Here is a 21267-nt window from a genome sequence, read left to right as displayed (position 1 = left end):
TAAAAAAGCCTGGCGAGGCCAGGCTTTGAAAGTACGTGAGAGACTCAGTTTAGATTTTGTAAGTCACTGAGAAGTAGTGACCGAAGCCGGTTGAATCCATAAATCCACCATCTTCAAATCCATACACATCATAGAAGTATTTTAGACCGTAACCCACTGCAAAGCGGTCTGAGTGCCAGTAGATACCTTGGAACAGGTTACCACCAGAGCTGGTACGGCCAAATTGGTCTGAGTAGTCACTGGCGCCAAATAGGTGGTCCCAGTAACCTTGGTAAGAGATAAAGCTCTTATTGTCGAAGAAGTACAAAGGTTTGAACCAGTTCATCGAGAATTGGTAACCGTTGAATGAACCTTCGTCGTCATTGCCAAAGTTTTTCGCACTGTAACGAGCATACAAGTTCATGCCAGTTTTACCCAACCAAGGCACGTTCACGTCAGAGCCAAGGCCGATGAAGTGTTCTTGCTGTTGGTCACCAAAGTTATTTAGCGTGGCGATGTAGAGTTCTTGAACTGGACCGAAGGATAGATCTTTACCGGTAAGTGCATCTAAAGATAGGCGAGGGGCAAACTTCATGAACATGCCACCTTGTTTATGTCCAGAAGCGTTTAAGTGTTTATTACTGCTGCCACTGTCGAGAATATCGAAGACATCGACATAGCCATAAACATCCCATAAGCCAGAACGTCCACCAAACTCCATTTCTAGGTAGGTATCTTGGTAGTCTGAACCACTATAAGGTCTTTGATCTAGAGTATGCATCAAGTTGAACTGCATCCAATTATAGTCGTTAGCGTGTACATCATCTTGAACTTCTGCAGCGTTGGCTGAGAAGGATGCTGCTGCAAGCAATGTTGCAGCTATTAATCCAAATTTTTTCATTGAGGTAGTTCCTTGTTCACTGTATGTGAATTACCGAATGTGGCTTATATCGCTCTCACGCCAATCTTATCCCTGAAACTTGAAAAAGTTCAGTATGGTTCACGGTTTTTTTTAATTATTTTTGTACAGCTCGTTAGTTATTAACTAAAAATGTTTATGTTTGTATGAGGATCCATCGATTTTCATCGACTGATCACAGTCTTGTCATCAATATGATATCTATTTAGAGGCGTTTTAGTTTGCTTGGTGGTTTGTGGCCAAATTTAATTTAACAGATAGAGGTGAGTTAGGAGGGTGGTACTGCGTTTTTAAGCTTCGATATCTATCGAATTGCTGAACTGAGCTGCAGTTTGTTTTAGCTTGCGTTGGTAATCTTGGTTAACAATTTCCAAGGCATCTAGGACAGTTTGCGCTTCAAGGTTATGTTGTTCGAGCAGTTGAATTAGATCGACTGCGAGTTGGATATGTTTGGGGGCCTGATTTAGAGACATTGCGATTCCAGATTCCAAGGCGTTGTAACAAGGTTTGGATGGATGAACAGCATTATCCATCCAAACCCATGCACAAATTATTGTTGTTGGATAACCCAAATTTGAAATTGTTTACGGGTGGTAGCATCTGCACGCTGATACCAGAACTGTAGCATTTGTAATTCGGTGTTATCGCTTGCGTCTGTGTTACTTGGTATAGTGACTGCTGCTGTTGCTGCGCTTGTTGTTGCCACTGTTACTGCAGTGCCGGTTGCACTATTCATCACGACTGGTTTGGCAGCTGGCGCTGGCGTTGCTGCACGGGTTGTGGTCTCCGCTACTGCAATAGTACTTGCCGCGACTGGATTTGCCTTCGCTTGCTCGGCCTCGATAGCGGCAATTTCATTTAAATAGTTACGTGAAAGCTGTAGCCCTGATTTTTTAGGTAAAATGTAATGGCTTGCGTTGACGGTGCCGCCATGTTGATCTTTTAAAGTGAATTGCGGTTTTTTAGCGAAGCTTTTGGCGCGACTTAGGGTATTGGGTTGCTTCGACTCTAAGAAGATCTCTTGACCATTTTTAAGCTCAATATTGATGACGATAGGGCTAGACTTAACGAGTTCTGAATTATTGTTAGAGCCTATATTGTCGCTATAACGAACCACAACTTGATGTTGGCCTGTCGGCAGTTCGACGTTGCTTTTGTTTAAACTCAAGGCGCGAACCGGCTTTTTATCGACATACATTAGTTCAAAATGATTTGGCGTAGAAAAACTGGCAGCCAACGCACTCCAACTTGCCAAACAAGCACATGTTAATGTTACCGCCTTTACTAAGAATCGCATGAATTACTCCTTAAAGTGTGATTCTATTTAAGCTGAGTAAGCAATATTGCTTATGATTAGTTCAGCTTACTTAATTTGATTAATCTTTTGTTCTAGTTTCCAAGTTGTTTTCTGACACTCACCTAAGCGACTCTTTAGGTTGAGGATCTCGGCGCTTAGTCTAGCAGTATCTGTCTGTGGATTGCTACGATTAAGTCGTTGGCTTTTTTCGGCAATTTTATACTCCAATTGTTGCTCGAATTGTTTTTGTTGCAGCAATTTTTCTTGAAGTTGCGAGCGATCACCAGAACGAATTATTTTATCCAGCTTATTTTGCCAGGAAAGAACTTTTTGTTGCTGTGGTGCTCGTTGGCGTTGTTGCAGCGCTAAAGCCTTGTTCATTTGACTCTGCAACATCGCAAATTTACCAATAAAGCGATCGCAGTATAGTTTGATGAGTTCTACATCTTGACTGATGTCGCTCAGACGTGCGATACGTGACAAGTCGTTTTCCAACTCCAACACGTAGTCAAAAAATAAGTCACTGCGACAACTAAAGCGTTCATCTAGAACTGCCATTTTTGCATAAGCGCTGCGATCGCCTTGTAAATCACGATGCTCCGCTTGTTGTTTGAGTTGTCTTAATTTGTCAGCTAAGCGTTGCAGCTCTAGCTGAACCATGCTTGCCATGCGAGTTTTCCTGCGATCACCATCACCACCGTGACAAATACTGGACGTATGAACTTGGCACCGAAATGAATTGCCGAATGAGCCCCTGCGACCGCGCCGAGCATAATACTGAAACCCATCGCCAGACCTATCAGCCAGTTGACATGCCCCAGATAAACAAAAGTTAAAAAGGATACAAAATTACTGGTGAAGTTCATCGCTTTAGCCAAACCAGAAGACAGCAAGATATTCATTTTATATAAGGCCATTGAAGAGACCGTCCAAAATGCGCCTGTGCCAGGTCCTGCAACACCATCATAAAAACCAAGACTCAGGCCTTGAACACTCATTTGCTGTTTCAACTTCTTATTCATCGGCGGCAATACCGCTTGGCCATCCGCTTGTTGACGATTCAACACGGTATAAACGGCGGTGGCCATGATCACCAACGGTAATAATTTCTCGAGCCAATCGGTACTAATGAAATCGACTACCATGGTACCCGCGAAGGCACCAAGCGCGGTGGCGACAAAGCTATAAAACCAAAATAGCGGATTAAAGAGTTGTTTTCGATAAAAGGTCCATGCTGCGGTACTGGAGCCAAAGCTGGCGGCAAGTTTATTGGTCCCCAGTGCAATATGTGGTGGTAAGCCGATACTGAGCAGTGCCGGAATGGTGAGTAGGCCACCACCGCCAGCAATTGCGTCGATGAATCCGGCAGTTAAACCGATACCAACGATGAGGATTAAAACAGAGGAGTCGAGTCCCAATTCTAACATTAACTATCACTTCTATTATATGGAGGTAAAGCAGCCAGCAATTGGCTACCATAGCGGCGAGCACTGAGCCGACTATCAAGCAGCGTGATTCTACCTGAATCACTTTCTTTTCTCATTAATCTTCCACAGCTTTGTATCAGCTTTCGACTGGCACTGGGTAAGGTGAGCTGCATAAAGGGATTTTGATTGCGACTTTCTAATAATTCTGCATGGCTAGCCATTACCGGATCAGTGGGGACGGCAAAGGGCAAGCGGGCAATAATTAAATCGGTGAGTAACTCTCCGGGTAAATCGATCCCTTCACTAAAGCCGATGGTCGCGAGTATGGTACTGGTTTGTTGTTTATTGCGACAAGCGCGATGCTTGGCTAACAATTGGTGATTGCTCAACTCTCCTTGGGTCCACAAGTGCTCAATCTTTGCCGACTCGAGTTGTTCTGCGACCAATGAAACTAGTCGATAAGAGTTACATAGCACCAAAATGCCGCCTTGATGCTGTTGGGCCCGGATGATGTAACGGGCAACGTCTGCGGCAAAACTGGGTGAGTCAGGATCGCTCACGTCATTGGGAACCGACAATGAGACTTGTTGGTAATTAAAGGGAGAGGGGAGTTTGATCAGTTGTTCGGCCTTGAGTTTTTGTAGCCCTACTTGCTGTAAGAAATAAGAAAACTTGCCTAGGGCACTTAAGGTTGCAGAGACCGCGATAACCGAGAATGCATCTTGCCACAGCAGTTGTTGCAGTAAGCCCCCGACTTCGATTGGCGAGCAGCAAACATAGCTTTCCTTGTCTTGAAGGCTGAACCAGAATGCATAATTTTTTTGCTGGTTGTCATTGGCATAGCTATATAAGGTATCAACCCAAGATTCAGTCAGGTACTGAAATACGCTGAGTCGGCTTAATAAAGCCTCGGCCAGTGAAGACTTGAGTTGATTATTGTCGACGCTTTCCTGGATCACCCCTGCATAGGATTGCAGATTGTTATTGAGCTTGGTGGCTTGGCGATGATAGTTCTTTGCCAAATTACTTACCGCACTGGGGGTTTGCTCTAGTGGGAAACGCCAATGACCGCTGGGGTCGAATAGACTTCGATTGCTGGTTGCAAAGTCTTTGAATTGATTGAAGCAGCGCTGTAACTCGGCGCAGGCTTCTCTGACTTGTAGGCTGGTCGCGGCAATTGCAGAAGCGTCTAGTTGCGCCGACAATTCTTTATCTAACAGCTGAATGGCCGCTAACTCCTTGAGGGCTTGCGTTAAAGCAATATGGTTGGCACTGGATTCTCTGGCTATCTCTGGAAATTGATGAGCTTCATCTAATATATAGATGCAATCTTCTGCGGGTGGCAAAATATGACCGCTGCCGGCATGTAAATCGGCGAGTAATAAGCTGTGATTGCTGATAATCACATCGGCCTTTTTAAGGCCTTTACGGGCCTTATGAAAGGGGCAACTCCGGTGGCGAGCCGATTGTACCGAGCAACTTAAGCCATCGACCACCACATGTTGCCATAATTGCCACGGTATTGGCTTTGGCCAAGTATCGCGGTCGCCATCCCATTTACCTTGTTGCAGGGCCACTGCCAGTTGTTTGCAAAGTTCTATGTGTTTAGCACTTAAGCCTTGTTCTGGGGCGAGGGCGGCAACCAGTTTATGTGCACAGCAATAACGTTGCCGTCCCTTGGCTAAACAGAATTGAAACTCACCGTGGGCAGCGCGGTGCACTAAAGGTAAATCGCTGTCGAGGAGTTGTTGTTGTAGGGCCACCGTTGCGGTGGAGATTACAATTTTTTTATTGAGGGCCTTGGCCAGAGGGATTGCCGCTAATAGATAAGCCAACGATTTACCGGTTCCGGTTCCCGCCTCTGCTAATAGGATCCGCGAGTGGCGATTGATATCTCCAGCAATTGTTTTGGAAATTTGTGCAATCAAAGCAGTTTGTGCAGCTCTAGGCACAAAATTTGAATTTTGCTCCTGAAGCGTGCGATACCAAAGGCGGATTTTTTGTTTGTTTTTTTCCGATAACATGAAGATCTCAATGTTGTGAACCACTTAAATTGGAGTGCTTTGTCTAGGCTTGTTCGCAAGTTTATCCCCTGTATGGCATAAAATGCTGCAAATGGGGTAAAAATTCAATCTTAGCACTAAGTTGCATAGATCACACTTTTATCAATTTTATTGGTGAATATCGCGCCATAATTCAGTTTAACCACTTTAAATCGTTGTAGATACAGCGATTTACACGATTTTATAAAAGTTCAATTTTTTATTGCAAAAAAATTTCAGCTTGCTAATGTATTGCTCGTGCAGTGCTAAACCACTGCCGCACAGGGAATTTAAGGAATAAGTGTTTAATTAATTAAAGAAGGCACAGGAAAATGAAAAAAACTATTCTAGCTGTAGCAATACCAGCTTTATTTGCAGCTTCAGCACAAGCTGCAAACGTATATGATGCAGACGGCGTATCTGCTGACGTATATGGTCGCATGCAGTTCGATATTAGAGACGAGCAAAATAAAGACGCAAATGACAATTTGCTTGATGGCACAGATACCAATGGTGTAGGTTCCGCTCGTATGGGCTTTAATGCTCGTTCTGAAATTGCTCCTGGTATTGCTGGTGTAGCGAAAGGCGAATGGCAAATTGCTGCTGAAAATTCTGATGATTCTAAATTCAAAGCTCGCCACCTTTACGCTGGTTTTGATTTTGATGATGCAGGTACTGTTGTATTTGGTCAAACCGATACCGCTTTCTACAAATCAGTAGAAGCAACTGACGTATGGAACTCATACGGTTACAGTGCATTTAACCATGTTGAAGACGGCCGTCAAGAAGGTCAAATCATTTATAACGGCGAATTTGGTGGTTTTTACGTTGGTGCTTCTTACCAATTTAAAGATGACGCATTTACTGTTGATCTAGGTACTCCAAATAACTCAAATGAAGTGTCTACTGCCGCTAAGCTTGATTCATCTTACGCAACTACTATTGGTTACAACTTTGCCGATCTTGGTCTAGCTGTTTATGGTGGTTACCATAAAGAGAAGTTTGCTAATGCTGACAAAGAAAACTACGCATTATCTGCTGCTTACACTTTGAATGACCTTTACTTGGGTGCTGTATACGCAGCGACTGATCTAGAAGGTGCTAAACTTCAAGGTTATGATTTAGTTGCAACTTACGACATCGATGCAGTTAAATTGTTTGGTGGTTACACTGCGCAAGAAGCTAAAGGCAGCATCAGCGCTCAAGGCGATACTGTTGATGAGTTCACTTTAGGTGTTCAATACTCATTTAACAGCAACATGAAAACTTGGGCAGAATACAAAGCTGATTCAATTGACGGCAAAGAAGATCTTTGGACTATTGCTGTTCAATACAACTTCTAAGTTGTGTTAGTGTCTTAAACACCTTGAGTGTTTAGTCCTGATGAAAAGCTCGCTTCGGCGGGCTTTTTTGTATTTGTTTCTCTTGTCCTGTTGCTGGACTATTTCTACCTTCTATCTTTTATCTTTTATCTTCTCGCTATTTCTATAATGCTGAGCTTGTTAGGCTGCTGCGTTGCTGTTGCCCGTTGCTGTTGCCCGTTGTGGTTGTTCGGTGAATCAGTGCTCGACTCACGCTTTCAAGCCGAAGCAAGCCTCACTAGAGAACTAAAAAACACAGTCGAAGTCGCTGGATTTAATCGTTTTTCTCCTTTAGTACAGTACTTAATCATTGTTTGATTGTGGTTCGCGGGTTTCACTCAGCGCATATCTCCAGCTGTGATGGATAATATTTCATGTTAAATAAAAATTGAACACAAAGCGCTAATGGGCTCCAAGGTTTGAAGATAGCTTGGGCTTGGCGTTTTTCATCACCGGATGATGAGGCCATCGATGGATTGATTTTTGTAAGCCTTCAACCGATGGATGAATGTTGTTATTTATATGGTTTTTAGGTATTCACAATGCTTTAGATTTAAATATCATATTTATTTTATTTATTGGTTTTTAATTTTTAAAAAGTTCAATTTATATTGTGAATATATTGAATTTATTCTGTTTATAGGTGAATATATCGCTCGTGAGATGGACTTCACTGCTCAGGGATACCATTCGTAGGATGTAAGAATGGGTCATGGAAGAGGCTAATAATTCATCTTTAATAGGCAGTGGAACAATGAAAAAAACAATTTTAGCTATCGCTATTCCAGCTTTATTCACCGCGGGTACAACGACCGCACAAGAGCTTTACAACGACGGTGAGAATGCATTCTCGGTTGGTGGTCGAATCAACTTGATGCTTGAGTCAGCCAATAAAGACGGTGAGCGTGATCTGCGTTCAGAAGATAATTCTTCACGGATAAACCTTAACTTCTCTCGTCAATTAAGCCATGGCTTTGCTGCACGAGCGACTCTAGAATATGGTATGAATACACCAAATGGCGATAGTGATGCACCATTTTACAATCGCTTAGGTTTTATCGCCTTTGATCATCAGGACTACGGTTCAGTTTCTTATGGTAAGCAATGGTCGACTTATTCGACGGTGGCGGCCGCAACTGATGTATTTTGGGTCTACGGTGGCTCAGCCATGAGTTTATACGATGGTGAATCTGGTGAAACGGGGACTGGTCGTGCCAACGATGCTTTGCAATACAATGGCAGCTTCCACAACATAAACCTTAGCGCTCAATACCAATTTGCTGATGAAACAGAAGGCCGTAAAGACAGCTATTCTGCGGCACTATCTTATGACTTTGATTTTGGTTTGAATTTAGCGGCAACTTATCACCAAATGAACCGCACCGATGCTGAGAAAGTTGCGGTAAACAACGACGGTGACATCAAACTTGCGGTATTTGCGGCTAGTTACAATCAAGGTCCTATCTATGCGGCGGTGACTTACGGTGAATTTAAAAACAATATTGAATTTACCGCAGCTGATGGTGTATCGGATAAAGCAAACGGCCATGAAGGTGTATTCATGTACACTCTCGACATGGGCTTACAGCTATACACTGGCTGGAACTACCAGGAAGATAAACATTCAGCTGCTGAATTAAAAACTGGTTTAGTGGGTGCCATGTATGATTGGAACGATATCTTGTTGTACACCGAGTATCAGGACAGTAGCTCTAAATCAGTGTCTGGTGCAGTGACTGATGACAACCGCTTAGCTGCGGGTGTTCGTTACAATTTTTAAATTTCTAAGCAATCCGCGAGCGCTTTAGTTTCTCGGGACTAAACCCTGCCGTTCACAGTGTTGAGCGGCATTTTTGTTGTTGGATGAAGATAAACGAAATGATAAATAGGTTGTTTTGAAATGAGGGCTTTCTGGAGTGCGAACTATAAATTAGGACATAAACAATCCGAAATAATAATCAATATTTCGGATTGTTTGTTTAAGTGGTGCTGACGCTCAGTAAGCGACACTTTTCGTACTTATAGCGCTAAGCATTGGTGTCTTCTTGATAGTCGGTGTTTATCACTGCAACATTGACAACGCTGGGTACTTGGGTCGTTATCCAAACGTTCTTGCTCGATGACTTCTTCACAATCACTGCATAAACCATAAAGGCCTAGGTCAATTTGGCACAAAGCAGCATCTACTCTTTTTAATTGCTTCAATTGATTATTTAGTTCGGTGTATTGAAGCTTTAAGGCCTGATCGATCAACTGCTCATTACTCATTGCTTGCAACTTGTCTGCAGTTAATTTCATGCTGGATTTTTCTGAGGCAGTTAAAAATGAGATTATTTCAGACTTTAACTGCTCAAGTTGCTGTAATAATTGCAGCTGATAATCTCTAGTTTCCACGGTTAACCCCAAATAATAAAGTGAGTTAGCAGTATAAACAGTGGGCTGACTCTTGAGATATGATGTGAATCAAAACTAAAGCCTATAAACTTATAAGCCCCCATTTATTCACTATTTGTTGATCTAATACAAATAAATAATAATTCTATCATTATCGGGTGGCTTGGTTGCGCTACAGATACTTGTGTTGGGCTTCAATGGCTTGAATGATTGAGGGGGTCTCTTTTAGGCTGCGAATATCTCTAAATAGTTGATCGGCTTGTGGATAAAATCCGGCTAAGTAGCGCAGCCATTGTTTTACCCGGCTTTGATAGTATTTAGATTTCTCGTGATTGATCTGGTGCTCTGAATATCGGAGCAATAAGGCGATTACACCCTGCCAGCTTAAGGGAGATTCTTCTCCACGTACTACCTTGGCTAAGTTTGGAATAGTGAGGGCCCCACGCCCAATCATCACATCATCGCAGCCACTGTGGTGTTGGCATTGCAAGTAACTTTCGCGGTCCCAAACTTCGCCATTGGCGATAATCGGGATTTGATAACGTTGTTTGAGTTGTTTTATATAGTGCCAGTGTGCGGGCGCTTTGTAACCGTCAAGTTTACTGCGAGCATGGATGGTGAGTTCATCGGCTCCAGCTTCTTGTACCGCTTGCACGATGTCGAAGCAGTCACTTCTATCTTCCCAACCGAGTCGAATTTTAGCCGAAATGGTGTGTAGAGTGGGCACTGCCTGGCGGACCGCTCGTACCACGTCATAGATTGACTGGGGGGTTTTTAACATTGATGCACCACCGCAACTTCCCGTAACCGTTTTACTGGGGCAGCCAAAGTTTAGGTCTAAACCGTGTGAGCCTAACTCGATCGCCCGGCAGGCATTATCTGCCATCGGAGTGGGGTGTTGACCTAACAGTTGAACTCTTACTGGCGTTTGCTGGTCAATGTAACCATTGTCATATAGCTCAGGACAATACTTATAAAAGACTTTGTCAGGTAATAGCATATTTGTAACGCGAATAAATTCGGTCACACACCAATCGTAGCCACCACAACTGGATAATAGTTGTCGCATTGACGCATCAGCGACACCTTCCATTGGGGCGAGAACTACACGCATATTTTACCTTCAGTCAAAAGCGCACAGTCTAGCGTTTCATAGGCCTTACGGCTACAGATATTAATGAAGGGTAAATGAGTCGATGACAGCTATTTCCATAATTTTTTTGGGTGTTTAACGGCGTGTGATTCGAGTATAATTGATCTAGATCAAAGTTGCTTGAGTTTAATTTTTGGGAAAAGTGTTGATGGATCATCAATTTAAAGAAAGTTATAACGTATTCTATTTACTAGGTTTTGTGGTAGCTTTGTTGTTACCGACACTACCATTGAGTTTGTCTTTAATTAAAATGTTTGGCTAATACTGCAGCAATTTTTGCGGTTTCTGTTCGTTGCTTTATCCTGTCAAATTGAGATAATTAAAAATTATAAATAGCGCCCACCATTGTTTGGGCGTTTTTTTTTGATAAATGGAATATAACATGAGCAGCATTAACCTCGACTATATTAAAGATGCAATTATTACCATACCTGATTACCCAAAAGAGGGGATCTTATTTCGGGATGTTACGAGTTTAATTGAAGATCCTAAAGCTTTTGCTCTGGTCATTGAATTATGGCATCAAGCTTTTAAAGATCTGGGTATCACCAAGGTGGTTGGTACTGAAGCACGCGGCTTTATTTTTGGCGCACCTCTCGCCTTAGCTCTTGGTGTTGGTTTTATTCCAGTACGTAAACCTGGAAAGTTGCCCCGAGCAGTGATTGGTGAAAGTTATGAGCTTGAATACGGCATGGACACGCTAGAGATCCATACCGATGCAATTGAACCCGGTGATAAGGTTTTATTAGTCGATGATCTGATAGCGACTGGTGGAACTGCTGAAGCCGCAGTAAAATTGATTCGGCGCTTAGGGGGAGAGATTAACTATGCGGCTTTTGTGATTAATTTGATAGACTTACCGGGATCGCAAAAGTTAACCACCCTTGGGGTAGAATCAACTTGCTTAGTTGAGTTTGAAGGCGAATAGGAAAGTATCATTCATGAAGTATCAAGCACTGGCAAGAAAATGGCGGCCGAAAACCTTTCAGCAGGTGGTTGCTCAACAGCATGTTCTCGCGGGCTTGATTAACTCTTTAGATCAGCAGCGTCTTCACCATGCCTATTTATTTAGTGGTACTCGTGGTGTGGGTAAAACGACTATTGCACGTTTGTTTGCCAAGAGTCTTAACTGTGAACTGGGCGTTTCATCTCAGCCTTGTGGACAATGTAGTAATTGCATCGAGGTTGACCAAGGTAACTTTGTCGACTTGTTAGAAATTGATGCGGCATCTCGGACCAAAGTTGAAGATACCCGCGAACTGTTGGACAACGTGCAATATAGCCCGGCGAAAGGTCGTTATAAGGTGTACTTGATTGATGAAGTGCACATGTTATCTCGACATAGCTTTAATGCTTTGTTGAAAACGCTGGAAGAGCCTCCGGAACACGTTAAATTTTTATTAGCAACCACCGATCCTCAGAAGTTGCCGGTGACCGTGTTATCTCGTTGCTTACAGTTTCACCTAAAAGCTTTGAGTGAACCGCAGATCGCGGGTCAATTAGCACATATCTTGGATGCGGAACAACGTGGTTATCAGCTACCAGCACTGAATGCACTCGCACATGCCGCCGATGGTAGTATGCGAGATGCTTTAAGTTTGACTGATCAGGCGCTGGCGCTTTGTGAGCAAACGCTTGAATATCAGCAAGTTCTAGATATGCTTGGGGTACTCGATCCCCATCAATTACGGCAGTTATTATGCCATGTAGTCGCGGGCCAAAGTGAATCGGCTTTCAATAAAATTGCTGAGTTGGCCAGCATGTCTCCCGACTATGAGCACTTACATCAACAACTTGCTGAATTAATTCATCATGTAGCTATGGCGCAGGTATTGCCTGCGAGTCAACAGGATGAAACGATTCAAATGTTGGCCGAACAGGTTGATGCGCAATTGTTACAGCTTTTGTATCAAATAGTGATTACTGGTAAACGGGATTTAGCCTACGCTCCTAATCCTCGAACTGGTTTTGAAATGAGTGTGTTACGGATGTTGGCTTTTCAACCTGCGGAGCAGGGGATTGCAGCGTCGCGAGAGCCTGTCGCACAAGGCCCCGATAATTCAGCGCTTGCTGATAGCAGTTTAGTCAAAGAGCAGCAGGAGATTTTGGCGCAGGCTGAACAACAAGGTTATCAATTACAGACTCCGGCGACTCAAAGCTCGGCGGTGAGTGAGCTTGCAACACCGATCACTGGTCAACCTCGAGTACAACAACGCGAACAAAGTATTGCGAAATTAAAGGCGCAACTGTCTAGTGATGCACCGAGTTCAAGCCCTCCAATAACGCAGCAGGCAATGCAGGTCGACTCGGTTTCTGAATCAAGTTCAAGTGTCAGCCCAGCGACTGACAAACAATCGCAACATTCAGCACCAGCTACCAATAATTCACTGTCAGAATCAACAAGTGCTGTTGTGAATAAGCCGACGGTTTTAGCAGCAGAGCCAAGCCAGTCAGCGGTACCGCTGACCGAGCAGCAACCGCCAGTGGATGATAGCTATTATGCGCAGTTAGCTGAAATGGATCAGCAACCAGCCGAGCCTGATCTGAATTATGCTGCCGAATATGCTCAGCCTCTTTCTGATGCTAGGCAAAGCAATCCAATAAATTCATCATCATCGACTCCGGTTGGTGCGGAAGACACCGCCTCGCTACTACAGTTACGCAGTCAATTACGCGGACGAGGCAAAACTGAAAAAAAGTCTGAAGAGGCGAGCGCCTCTCAGTCTGTAGCAGCCAGCTCGCCAGTGCCTCAACCCCTTCAAGCGTCTGAAACTGTGCAAGACGCTACCGCGCAAGTCCTAGAACAAACGGTCGCGCTTGCAGCTCAAGTTCCGGTGTTTATTGGCAGCAACGATGAAACTTGGGCCAATATGGTCAGCCAGATGAACTTAGGGCCCATTGCGCGTCAAATCGCGATAAATACTCTTTATTCACGAAACGAAAATGCTGTGCAACTATTGCTCAAGCCCGAGTTTAAAAATTTGCTGAAACCAAATTCTGTTGCAGAACTTAAGCAGCAGCTGAGTACCAGTTTGCAAGCACCGATAGAGTTGGTGATTAATATTGGAGAGGATGGTCAGCAACAGACCCCTCTTGAATTGCAACAGCAATTACACGCCCAAAATATCGAAGCGGCTACCCAGCGTTTACTCGCGGATCCTAACATTCAAATTTTACAACAACGTTTTGGCGCACAATTAGTCGGCGAAAGCGTTAAATACCACTGAACAACTTGATTTTCGACATTAATCTAGATGTAATGTCGAAGTTATAACTAACCGAAGAGAAGAGAACAGTTATGTTTAAAGGCGGAATGGGCAACCTTATGAAGCAAGCGCAGCAAATGCAAGATCGCATGCAGCGCGCTCAGGAAGAAATCGCCAAAATGGAAGTGACCGGTGAAGCTGGCGCGGGCCTAGTGAAAGTAGTTATGTTAGGTAACCATAATGTGCGTCGAGTGGAGATTGATGACAGCTTGATGGACGATGACAAAGATATGATCGAAGACTTGCTTGCAGCAGCTGTCAACGATGCGGTGCGCCGAGTAGAAGAAACCAGCAAAGACAAAATGGCTGAAGTGACCGGTGGCATGCAAATGCCACCTGGTATGAAAATGCCATTTTAATATTGCACAGCGAACCGATAAAAGGTCGCTTAGCGGCCTTTTTTGTGCAATAAACTGATTGCACGGTCTATTTTTAACGGGTATGAATATGAAAGTATGTGGCGTAGAAATAAAAAGTAATGAAGTAATTGTTAGCCTATTGAGCCTCGATGATGGCTTGTTTCTAATCCCTGATTGCCGTGCGCGACGATTAACACTGACTAACATTAATAGCACCCAAGATCTTCGAGAGTTTCAATTTGCCTTTGCGAAGCTAATGAGTGATTATCAAGTAGAAGTTGTTGCAATTAAGCAACGGCCAATGAAAGGTAAGTTTGCTGGCGGCGCAGTTGGTTTTAAACTAGAAGCTGCGATTGAGTTGATTAGTGAGCTTAAAGTGGTGTTGATTTCGGCGACACAATCAAAACAGGTTCTTAAAGATAACCCAATGCCTGTAGATTTCTCCACTACGGGTCTTAAAGCCTTCCAAGAAATTGCTTTTACAACGGCTTATGTTGCTTGTATGGCTGAATAAAAATGAGTAATTTTTCACGATAAAAAAACCGATGCAAGCGCATCGGTTTTTGTTTGCCTTGAAGCAATTAAAGTCTAAAACAGCTTAGTAAGCTTCGTTGTGTACCGAGAGTACCGCACGACCTGAAGGATCGGCATTATTCGCGAAGCTTGCATCCCAAGCAATCGCTTCAGCCGTTGAACAGGCTACAGACTTACCATGGGGCACACATTCTGCTGCAGAGTCCTGTGGGAAGTGTTCTTCAAAGATACAACGGTAGAAGTAGGCTTCTTTAGTATCGGGTGTATTAATTGGAAAACGGAAGGCCGCATTCTCTAACTCTTTATCCGACACTTCTAACTCAACCAGCTCTTTTAAACTGTCAATCCAAGAGTAACCAACACCATCAGAGAACTGTTCTTTTTGACGCCAAGCGACTTCTGCGGGTAAATAACCTTCAAAAGCTTCACGTAGAATATGCTTCTCAATCTTGTCACCAGCACACATTTTGGCTTTTGGATTAATGCGCATTGCCACATCCATAAACTCTTTGTCTAGAAAGGGAACACGGCCTTCAATGCCCCAAGCGGCAAGAGACTTGTTGGCTCGGTTACAATCGAACATATGTAACTTTTCAAGTTTACGCAGCGTTTCCTCGTGGAACTCTTGGTCATTGGGCGCTTTATGGAAATACAGATAGCCACCGAAGATCTCGTCGGCACCTTCGCCAGACAATACCATTTTAATACCCATGGCTTTAATCTTACGTGCCATTAAGTACATTGGAGTTGATGCGCGAATAGTGGTGACATCATAAGTTTCTAGATGGTAGATAACGTCTTGTAGCGCATCGATACCTTCTTGAACCGTGAAATGAATTTCATGGTGAACGGTGCCTAAATGTGTGGCTACTTTTTGTGCGGCGATAAGATCGGGAGAACCGACAAGGCCAACCGCGAAGGAGTGTAGTTGTGGCCACCAAGCTTCAGAGTTATCGTTATCTTCAATACGCTTATCAGCGTACATTTTGGTAATCGCAGAGATAACCGAAGAATCCAGACCGCCAGAAAGTAATACGCCATATGGAACGTCACACATTAACTGGCGCTTCACCGCCGCTTCTAAGGCTACTTTTAGATCTTCTACACTGGCATCGTTGTTTTCTACATTGCTGTAGTCCATCCAGTCGCGTTTGTAGTATTTAACGGGCTCGCCGTTTTTGCTATACAAGTAATGGCCTGGAGGGAATTCGCTGACGGTTTTACAAATCGGTGTCAGTGCTTTCATTTCTGAGGCTACGTAAAAGTTACCGTGCTCGTCGTAGCCCGTATATAGGGGGATAATCCCAATATGATCGCGACCAATTAGGTAAGCGTCTTGTTCTGCATCATACAAACAAAAACCAAAGATACCGTTTAAGTCATCTAAAAACTCAACCCCTTTTTCTTTGTATAAGGCCAAAATGATTTCACAATCGGACTCGGTCTGAAATTCAAAATCGACATTGAGTTGAGTTTTAAGATCTTTGTGATTGTAGATCTCGCCATTAACGGCAAGCGCGTGAGTTTTCTCGGGATTGTAGAGAGGTTGTGCGCCAGTATTTACGTCAACAATAGATAAACGCTCATGCACTAAGATGGCATTTTTTGATGTGTAAATACCTGACCAGTCGGGGCCACGGTGGCGTAAACGTTTTGACATCTCAAGTGCTTGCTTACGCAATACACTGAGATCAGATTTTATATCTAGAACTCCAAATATGGAACACATACTCTTCCCTTAACTACTTTGTGTTTACCCTCGAGTGAATGGTGCTTCGCCATTTACTCAAATATTGCTCTCAATTTGCCAATATCAGAAATTATTGCAAGCCCTGAATCAGTTTTTTTGCTAAAAAAAGCCTGAAAACAACGAAATTGTAACAAACTGTCCGTTTTTACATATCTCTAGCTACTTTTTGGGTCTTGCTCTACTGATTTATTATCATTAATGAGTTGTGATTGAACGTGCTCTGCAAAGCCCGCTCCAGCTTCGTTATATAAGTTGAATACTTCATCGGCGCCGAGATGCTTTAGTTTTTCAGCATCGTCTGCAAACTGGGCTATTGCGGCAATTTTACCGGTAAAAGAGCCCTTTTTAAGTTGTTTTAATGCGTACTGATTCCCGTGGTGATGAGGCATTGCAAGAAGAACTAACTTTAAGTCTTGGGAGGGGGCTAATTTTTCCCAAAAGTCTGAATCGGTGGCGTCCCCTTGTATTACCGCGCGACCACTTTCGATTTGATGTTCAATTTTTTCCAAGTCGGTATCGATACCTAATACTAAATCAGGGTAGTGTTGTTGCAACATATCGTAGGCACCTTCACCAATCCGGCCCATGCCCAAGATGACCACTTGCATTTGACCAAGCTCAATCGGTTGGTCTTCTAAGTGCAATTTTGTGCGTTGTAGTCGTTTCAGACAAGGTCGAAATAGCTGATAGATAATATCAGCATTTTTATAAATTGGGGCCGCGATTAAGAAGCTCATGCTGACGGCCAAGGCGAGGGTTGCCATCCATGAACTATCTAACCATTGCTTGTGGACCGCCACGGCGATCACAATCAGGCCAAACTCGCTATAGTTTGCCAAACTCATTGCACCGAGAAACGAGGTTCGCGAGCGTAATCGAAATAGTAGTAAATATAGTAAATAAAACGCCGATTTTAATACCAGCATTAGCACGATAAATAATGCGATATAGAGGGATTCAAAACTAAGCTCACTGGATAGTCCAATTGATAAGAAAAACGCAACCAGAAACAGCTCTTTAAAGCTAAATAGTGCTTTCGCCATACCGCTGGCGGCTGGATGGCCAGCCAGTAACATGCCAATAATAAGAGCGCCTAAATCAGCTTTTAATCCGACTAGATCAAATAATTTAGCACCTAATACAAAGGTTAGAAAAAAACCAAGAACCAGCTGCAGCTCACCATGACCGACGCGATTGAGAAGTTTGTATAACACCGGCCGTAGTGGTAGCAGTAATAGTAATAGCGGTGCATACAAGGTTGGGACTTTACCGGTGGTAGCGGCCAAAAAAATCACCGCAAAGATATCCTGCATAATCAGAATACCAATCGCAACACGGCCGTAGAGTGCGTTCATTTCACTTTTGGCTTCCAGTACTTTTACCGCAAACACGGTACTGGAAAAACACAGCGCGAAAGCTAATACCAAAATACCAGTATTTGAGAGTTCACTAATACTCGTGATCCCGAGCCATCTTATAGCCGATAATAAGCCAACAAATATCGCGATATTACTTAGCATGTGAGCGCTTGCGGTGCCCCAAACTTCACGTCTGAAGAGAGTTTTAATATCGAGTTTGAGACCGACTGTAAAGAGTAGCAGAGTAACCCCTAAATCAGCACAGGTCGAAATGAGTTCATTTTGTTCAAAACCCATATTATGCAATATAAAACCAGCCGCCAAAAAACCAATTAGTGGTGGTAAATGTGCTAGGTGGGCGATAAAGCCCGCCAAAAAAGTAATCGTGATAAGTAAAGAAATATCCATTTATACCTTAATTATCGTTTTATAGGATGTCGATGGCGGCAACGTTTGGGAAAATATAATTCGGTCTAAAGGGCACCACATCAATATCTTGCTCAGTGCTCACTCCCGATAAGACCAAAATCGTTTCGAGGCCAGCTTGAAACCCAGCCAAAATATCGGTACGTAAATTATCACCGATAATCATAGTTTCTTCAGCATGAGCGCCCATTTTATTTAAGGCTGCTCGAATAATCCAGGCACTGGGTTTACCCACAACAAAAGGCTGGCGTCCGGTCATGCGTTCAATGGGAGCACACAGCGCGCCACAGGCGGGTGTTAAATTGGGTCCATGGGTATCTGGATTGGTGGCGATAAACTGCGCGCCGTCGGCGACAAATTTGGCGGCATGTTGAATCATATTCCAATTGTAATTTTTGGTTTCACCGACCACTACGAAATCCGGATTGATATCGGTGATGGTAAAACCTGCACTATACAGTTCATGAATTAAGGCCCCTTCACCAACCACATAGGCTTTGTTACCTTCTTGTCTTTTCAAAAAGTCTGCGGTTGCCATCGCAGAGGTGTAAAAACAGTTCTCGGGTATTTCGACCCCTGCGGTTTGGAAACGGTTCTGTAAGTCTTGCGGAGTTTGCGCTGGATAGTTAGTTAAAATAACTAGTTTAGTTTTTTGTGCGAGTAAGCGTTCGATAAAGGCTTTCGCACCTTCGATTAGTTGGTTATCGTGCAGTAGTACACCATCAATGTCGCAAATAACTGCTTTGCTCATCATCATCTCTCATTAGCAATATTATCTATGATTCAGAGTAACTTAGGGGGCTAGCTTAGGGCTAGCTAAAAATCACTAATGTTAAATATTTGTGAGCTTATATTGGGCCAGTGTTTGCCGGGATAAGAGAGATGCGATAAATTCAAGCAGCCCATCAGGGCTCTTATTTTGCAGAGCGTCTAGGAAACTAATCTTCTGTGGCTTAACAAAAGTGGCTCCGCCGCAACGTTTATTTAAGCTTACGTGGATTGAACAAGGTCTGACATTTTTAATTTGGGAGGCGAATCGATGTTGATGTTGCTTAAGTGCTGGCGGTGGGGCCGATCTTAAATCACTTCGATATAACGATGTCTGTTGCGCTACTGAGGTCTGTTTAAACAATACATACCAAACTTTAGCTACTCCAACTCCCACTCGATCAAAAGAGATGAAGAAAGACGATTTGCTTGAGAACTATCCTCTAAGCCATTGCTTGAACGATTGCTTGGAAGTTGACTCTCTAGTCGGGCCTTCGCTAGAGAAGCCGGGTTTTGGTTTGTAAGATTAATTGCGGTAAACAAGTTATTTCTCAATTGGTTTCTGGTGAGAGACCCATGCTGCATTTATATTTTCAATAAAATCAATCAAATAAAACCAGTTTTTATTTAACTGCCTGATAGTTATTTAGGTGCTTAGCCGACAGATGTGAAACGGTTTGTTAGTTCACAGCTTGGAAAGATTTGTTAAGCTAGGCAAAAAGGAGTCATTAGATGTTGAATCGTTCTGAGTTGATTAAAAAAATCCCGAAAGTAGAGTTACACCTGCATATTGAAGGCAGTTTAGAACCAGAGCTGATGTTTGCCTTAGCCGAACGAAATAATATGCGCTTGCCCTATGCGTCGGTTGATGCCTTAAAGCAGGCATATAACTTTAATAATCTTCAAGAATTTCTCGATCTGTATTACCAAGGTGCTGATGTATTACAAACGGAGCAAGATTTTTTTGATTTGGCTTGGGCTTATTTCGAAACATGTCAGCGAGATAACGTGGCGCATTGCGAGGTGTTTTTCGATCCACAAACTCATACCGATAGGGGCGTTGATATTGGAACTGTGATTAACGGTTTGGTGGCAGCGAAGCTAGCGGCGGAGCAGCAGTTTGGTATTAGCTGTGAGTATATATTGTGTTTTCTACGTCATTTATCTGAAGAATCAGCCATTGCGACGCTAGAGGCGGCGAAACCATATCTTCAACATATTATTGGTGTCGGGCTGGACTCTAGTGAGCAAGGCCATCCTCCAGAAAAATTTAAAGGAGTATTTGCGCAAGCGAAGCAATTGGGCTTAAAGCGGGTAGCGCATGCGGGAGAAGAAGGCCCCGCGAGTAATGTTCAGGATGCTTGGCAGCTGCTGGATGTGTCGCGCATCGACCACGGGGTTCGCTGTTTAGAAGATGCTGAATTGGTTCAACAATTGGTTGAGGCGAAGATGCCATTAACGGTTTGCCCATTTAGCAACGTTAAATTAAAAGTTGTTGAAGCGCTGGCCGACCATCCTCTGCCTGAAATGCTTGAACTCGGTTTAGCGGTTACCATTAATTCCGACGACCCTGCTTATTTTGGCGGCTATTTGTTGGAAAATATGCAAGCTTGCGCTGAAACCTTTGATTGGAAGCAAGCTCAAATTACCCACCTTGCAAAAACGGCGGTGCAAGCGAGCTATGCTTCCCCAAGCCGTAAACTAGAATTAATGCAATTAATTGATAACTGCGTTGCAGAGTTTGCTTAGCCCACTTGAGTTTTCTGACTAGTCTTCACCATAGTATGAGAATGTGCTGATTGAATAAATAAGTGACAGAGGAGGGTGCCAATGTTTGTTGTATTGTTTCGTTGGAAACTAGATGAACAACATATTCAATCTTTCAAAGAGGGTTGGTCGGAAATTATTCATTTTAATGTCGATAAATGTGGTGCCTTGGGCTCGCGCTTACATAAGGCCTCTGATGGGACTTGGATCTCGTATTCGCAGTGGCCAAGTAAGGAGCATTGGTTGCGTTCCAAAGAATCAGAATCCTATGTTGTTAAGGCTCGAGACAAGATGCGTGAAGCTATCTTGTGGCAGGATGAGCCTTTGCTGATGTCTCCACAATTAGACCATTTTGTTGCGATGGGTATTGAAACAAATCATGCCAAATTTTAGGCAGAGCAAATTTGCTGACTTGCTTTCGTTGCGAAGCAAAGTAAACTGACGCGCAGTATCGATTAGCTTCAAGG

General features: G+C 43.4%; 19 protein-coding genes. 8 read left to right on the top strand and 11 right to left on the bottom strand.

Translation table 11 applies throughout. The features are described from left to right. Positions 1 to 49: 49 nt before the first annotated feature. The 6 genes from ACRRS1_RS12900 to dinG all read right to left on the bottom strand — a co-directional run bounded on the left by ACRRS1_RS12900 (position 50) and on the right by dinG (position 5646). The gene (locus ACRRS1_RS12900) at positions 50 to 880 is read right to left on the bottom strand and encodes an outer membrane protein OmpK (protein ID WP_432459557.1); all 831 of its coding nucleotides are present in this window, start codon (positions 878 to 880) and stop codon (positions 50 to 52) included. Between the two features lie 308 nt (positions 881 to 1188). Beyond that, positions 1189 to 1371 (bottom strand): pleiotropic regulatory protein RsmS, encoded by a 183-nt coding sequence (gene rsmS, locus ACRRS1_RS12895; RefSeq protein ID WP_432452768.1) that lies wholly within the window; start codon positions 1369 to 1371, stop codon positions 1189 to 1191. A gap of 77 nt (positions 1372 to 1448) precedes the next feature. Then, a complete protein-coding gene (locus ACRRS1_RS12890; RefSeq protein ID WP_432467665.1) occupies positions 1449 to 2195 on the bottom strand; it encodes a YccT family protein in 747 nt (248 codons plus the stop codon). 66 nt (positions 2196 to 2261) lie between these two features. Next, positions 2262 to 2864 (bottom strand): primosomal replication protein PriC, encoded by a 603-nt coding sequence (gene priC, locus ACRRS1_RS12885; protein ID WP_432463362.1) that lies wholly within the window; start codon positions 2862 to 2864, stop codon positions 2262 to 2264. Beyond that, entirely contained in the window at positions 2843 to 3622 is a 780-nt protein-coding gene (locus ACRRS1_RS12880; RefSeq protein WP_432452771.1) for a TSUP family transporter, read from the bottom strand. Before ACRRS1_RS12880 ends, priC begins: the two co-directional genes overlap by 22 nt. Next, the gene (gene dinG, locus ACRRS1_RS12875; protein ID WP_432463361.1) at positions 3622 to 5646 is read right to left on the bottom strand and encodes an ATP-dependent DNA helicase DinG; all 2025 of its coding nucleotides are present in this window, start codon (positions 5644 to 5646) and stop codon (positions 3622 to 3624) included. Before dinG ends, ACRRS1_RS12880 begins: the two co-directional genes overlap by 1 nt. A 350-nt stretch (positions 5647 to 5996) precedes the next feature. Here dinG and ACRRS1_RS12870 point away from each other — a divergent pair, with 350 nt between their 5' ends. Together ACRRS1_RS12870 and ACRRS1_RS12865 are read left to right on the top strand one after the other, a co-directional pair. Next, on the top strand, positions 5997 to 7007 hold the full coding sequence (locus tag ACRRS1_RS12870; RefSeq protein ID WP_432467666.1) for a porin: 1011 nt from the start codon (positions 5997 to 5999) through the stop codon (positions 7005 to 7007). Between the two features lie 772 nt (positions 7008 to 7779). Continuing rightward, a complete protein-coding gene (locus ACRRS1_RS12865) occupies positions 7780 to 8805 on the top strand; it encodes a porin (RefSeq protein WP_432467668.1) in 1026 nt (341 codons plus the stop codon). Positions 8806 to 9044: 239 nt separating this feature from the next. Here the strand turns inward: ACRRS1_RS12865 and ACRRS1_RS12860 are convergent, their stop codons facing one another. Both ACRRS1_RS12860 and ACRRS1_RS12855 read right to left on the bottom strand, forming a co-directional pair. Further along, complete coding sequence (locus ACRRS1_RS12860) at positions 9045 to 9419, bottom strand: TraR/DksA family transcriptional regulator (RefSeq protein WP_432452775.1); 375 nt, start codon at positions 9417 to 9419, stop codon at positions 9045 to 9047. A gap of 172 nt (positions 9420 to 9591) precedes the next feature. Beyond that, positions 9592 to 10533, bottom strand: a complete 942-nt coding sequence (locus ACRRS1_RS12855) for a tRNA-dihydrouridine synthase (protein ID WP_432463358.1) — start codon at positions 10531 to 10533, stop codon at positions 9592 to 9594. Between the two features lie 421 nt (positions 10534 to 10954). Here ACRRS1_RS12855 and apt point away from each other — a divergent pair, with 421 nt between their 5' ends. The 4 genes from apt to ACRRS1_RS12835 all read left to right on the top strand — a co-directional run bounded on the left by apt (position 10955) and on the right by ACRRS1_RS12835 (position 14711). Then, positions 10955 to 11500 (top strand): adenine phosphoribosyltransferase, encoded by a 546-nt coding sequence (apt, locus tag ACRRS1_RS12850; protein ID WP_432452777.1) that lies wholly within the window; start codon positions 10955 to 10957, stop codon positions 11498 to 11500. A gap of 13 nt (positions 11501 to 11513) precedes the next feature. After that, a complete protein-coding gene (gene dnaX, locus ACRRS1_RS12845) occupies positions 11514 to 13799 on the top strand; it encodes a DNA polymerase III subunit gamma/tau (protein WP_432452778.1) in 2286 nt (761 codons plus the stop codon). A gap of 71 nt (positions 13800 to 13870) precedes the next feature. After that, complete coding sequence (locus tag ACRRS1_RS12840; RefSeq protein ID WP_432452779.1) at positions 13871 to 14197, top strand: YbaB/EbfC family nucleoid-associated protein; 327 nt, start codon at positions 13871 to 13873, stop codon at positions 14195 to 14197. Between the two features lie 88 nt (positions 14198 to 14285). Beyond that, complete coding sequence (locus tag ACRRS1_RS12835; RefSeq protein WP_432467669.1) at positions 14286 to 14711, top strand: DUF3010 family protein; 426 nt, start codon at positions 14286 to 14288, stop codon at positions 14709 to 14711. A gap of 84 nt (positions 14712 to 14795) precedes the next feature. Here ACRRS1_RS12835 and asnB read toward each other — a convergent pair whose 3' ends face one another. The 3 genes from asnB to ACRRS1_RS12820 all read right to left on the bottom strand — a co-directional run bounded on the left by asnB (position 14796) and on the right by ACRRS1_RS12820 (position 19016). Next, positions 14796 to 16460, bottom strand: a complete 1665-nt coding sequence (gene asnB / locus ACRRS1_RS12830) for an asparagine synthase B (RefSeq protein ID WP_432452781.1) — start codon at positions 16458 to 16460, stop codon at positions 14796 to 14798. Between the two features lie 176 nt (positions 16461 to 16636). Then, entirely contained in the window at positions 16637 to 18247 is a 1611-nt protein-coding gene (locus ACRRS1_RS12825) for a cation:proton antiporter domain-containing protein (RefSeq protein WP_432467670.1), read from the bottom strand. A gap of 19 nt (positions 18248 to 18266) precedes the next feature. Continuing rightward, the gene (locus ACRRS1_RS12820) at positions 18267 to 19016 is read right to left on the bottom strand and encodes an HAD-IIA family hydrolase (protein WP_432456174.1); all 750 of its coding nucleotides are present in this window, start codon (positions 19014 to 19016) and stop codon (positions 18267 to 18269) included. Between the two features lie 749 nt (positions 19017 to 19765). Here ACRRS1_RS12820 and ACRRS1_RS12815 point away from each other — a divergent pair. Together ACRRS1_RS12815 and ACRRS1_RS12810 are read left to right on the top strand one after the other, a co-directional pair. Continuing rightward, positions 19766 to 20782 carry an adenosine deaminase gene (locus ACRRS1_RS12815; protein WP_432452783.1) on the top strand — a complete coding sequence of 339 codons (1017 nt, stop codon included), beginning with the start codon at positions 19766 to 19768 and terminating at the stop codon, positions 20780 to 20782. Positions 20783 to 20863: 81 nt separating this feature from the next. After that, on the top strand, positions 20864 to 21193 hold the full coding sequence (locus ACRRS1_RS12810) for an antibiotic biosynthesis monooxygenase family protein (protein WP_432452784.1): 330 nt from the start codon (positions 20864 to 20866) through the stop codon (positions 21191 to 21193). The last annotated feature ends 74 nt before the right edge of the window (positions 21194 to 21267 follow it).

The organism is Agarivorans sp. Z349TD_8, from assembly GCF_050870825.2.
In the GTDB taxonomy this organism is placed as follows: Bacteria; Pseudomonadota; Gammaproteobacteria; order Enterobacterales; family Celerinatantimonadaceae; genus Agarivorans.
Note: the sequence above shows the minus strand (reverse complement) of the source record. Positions and strands in the feature narration are given on the sequence as shown.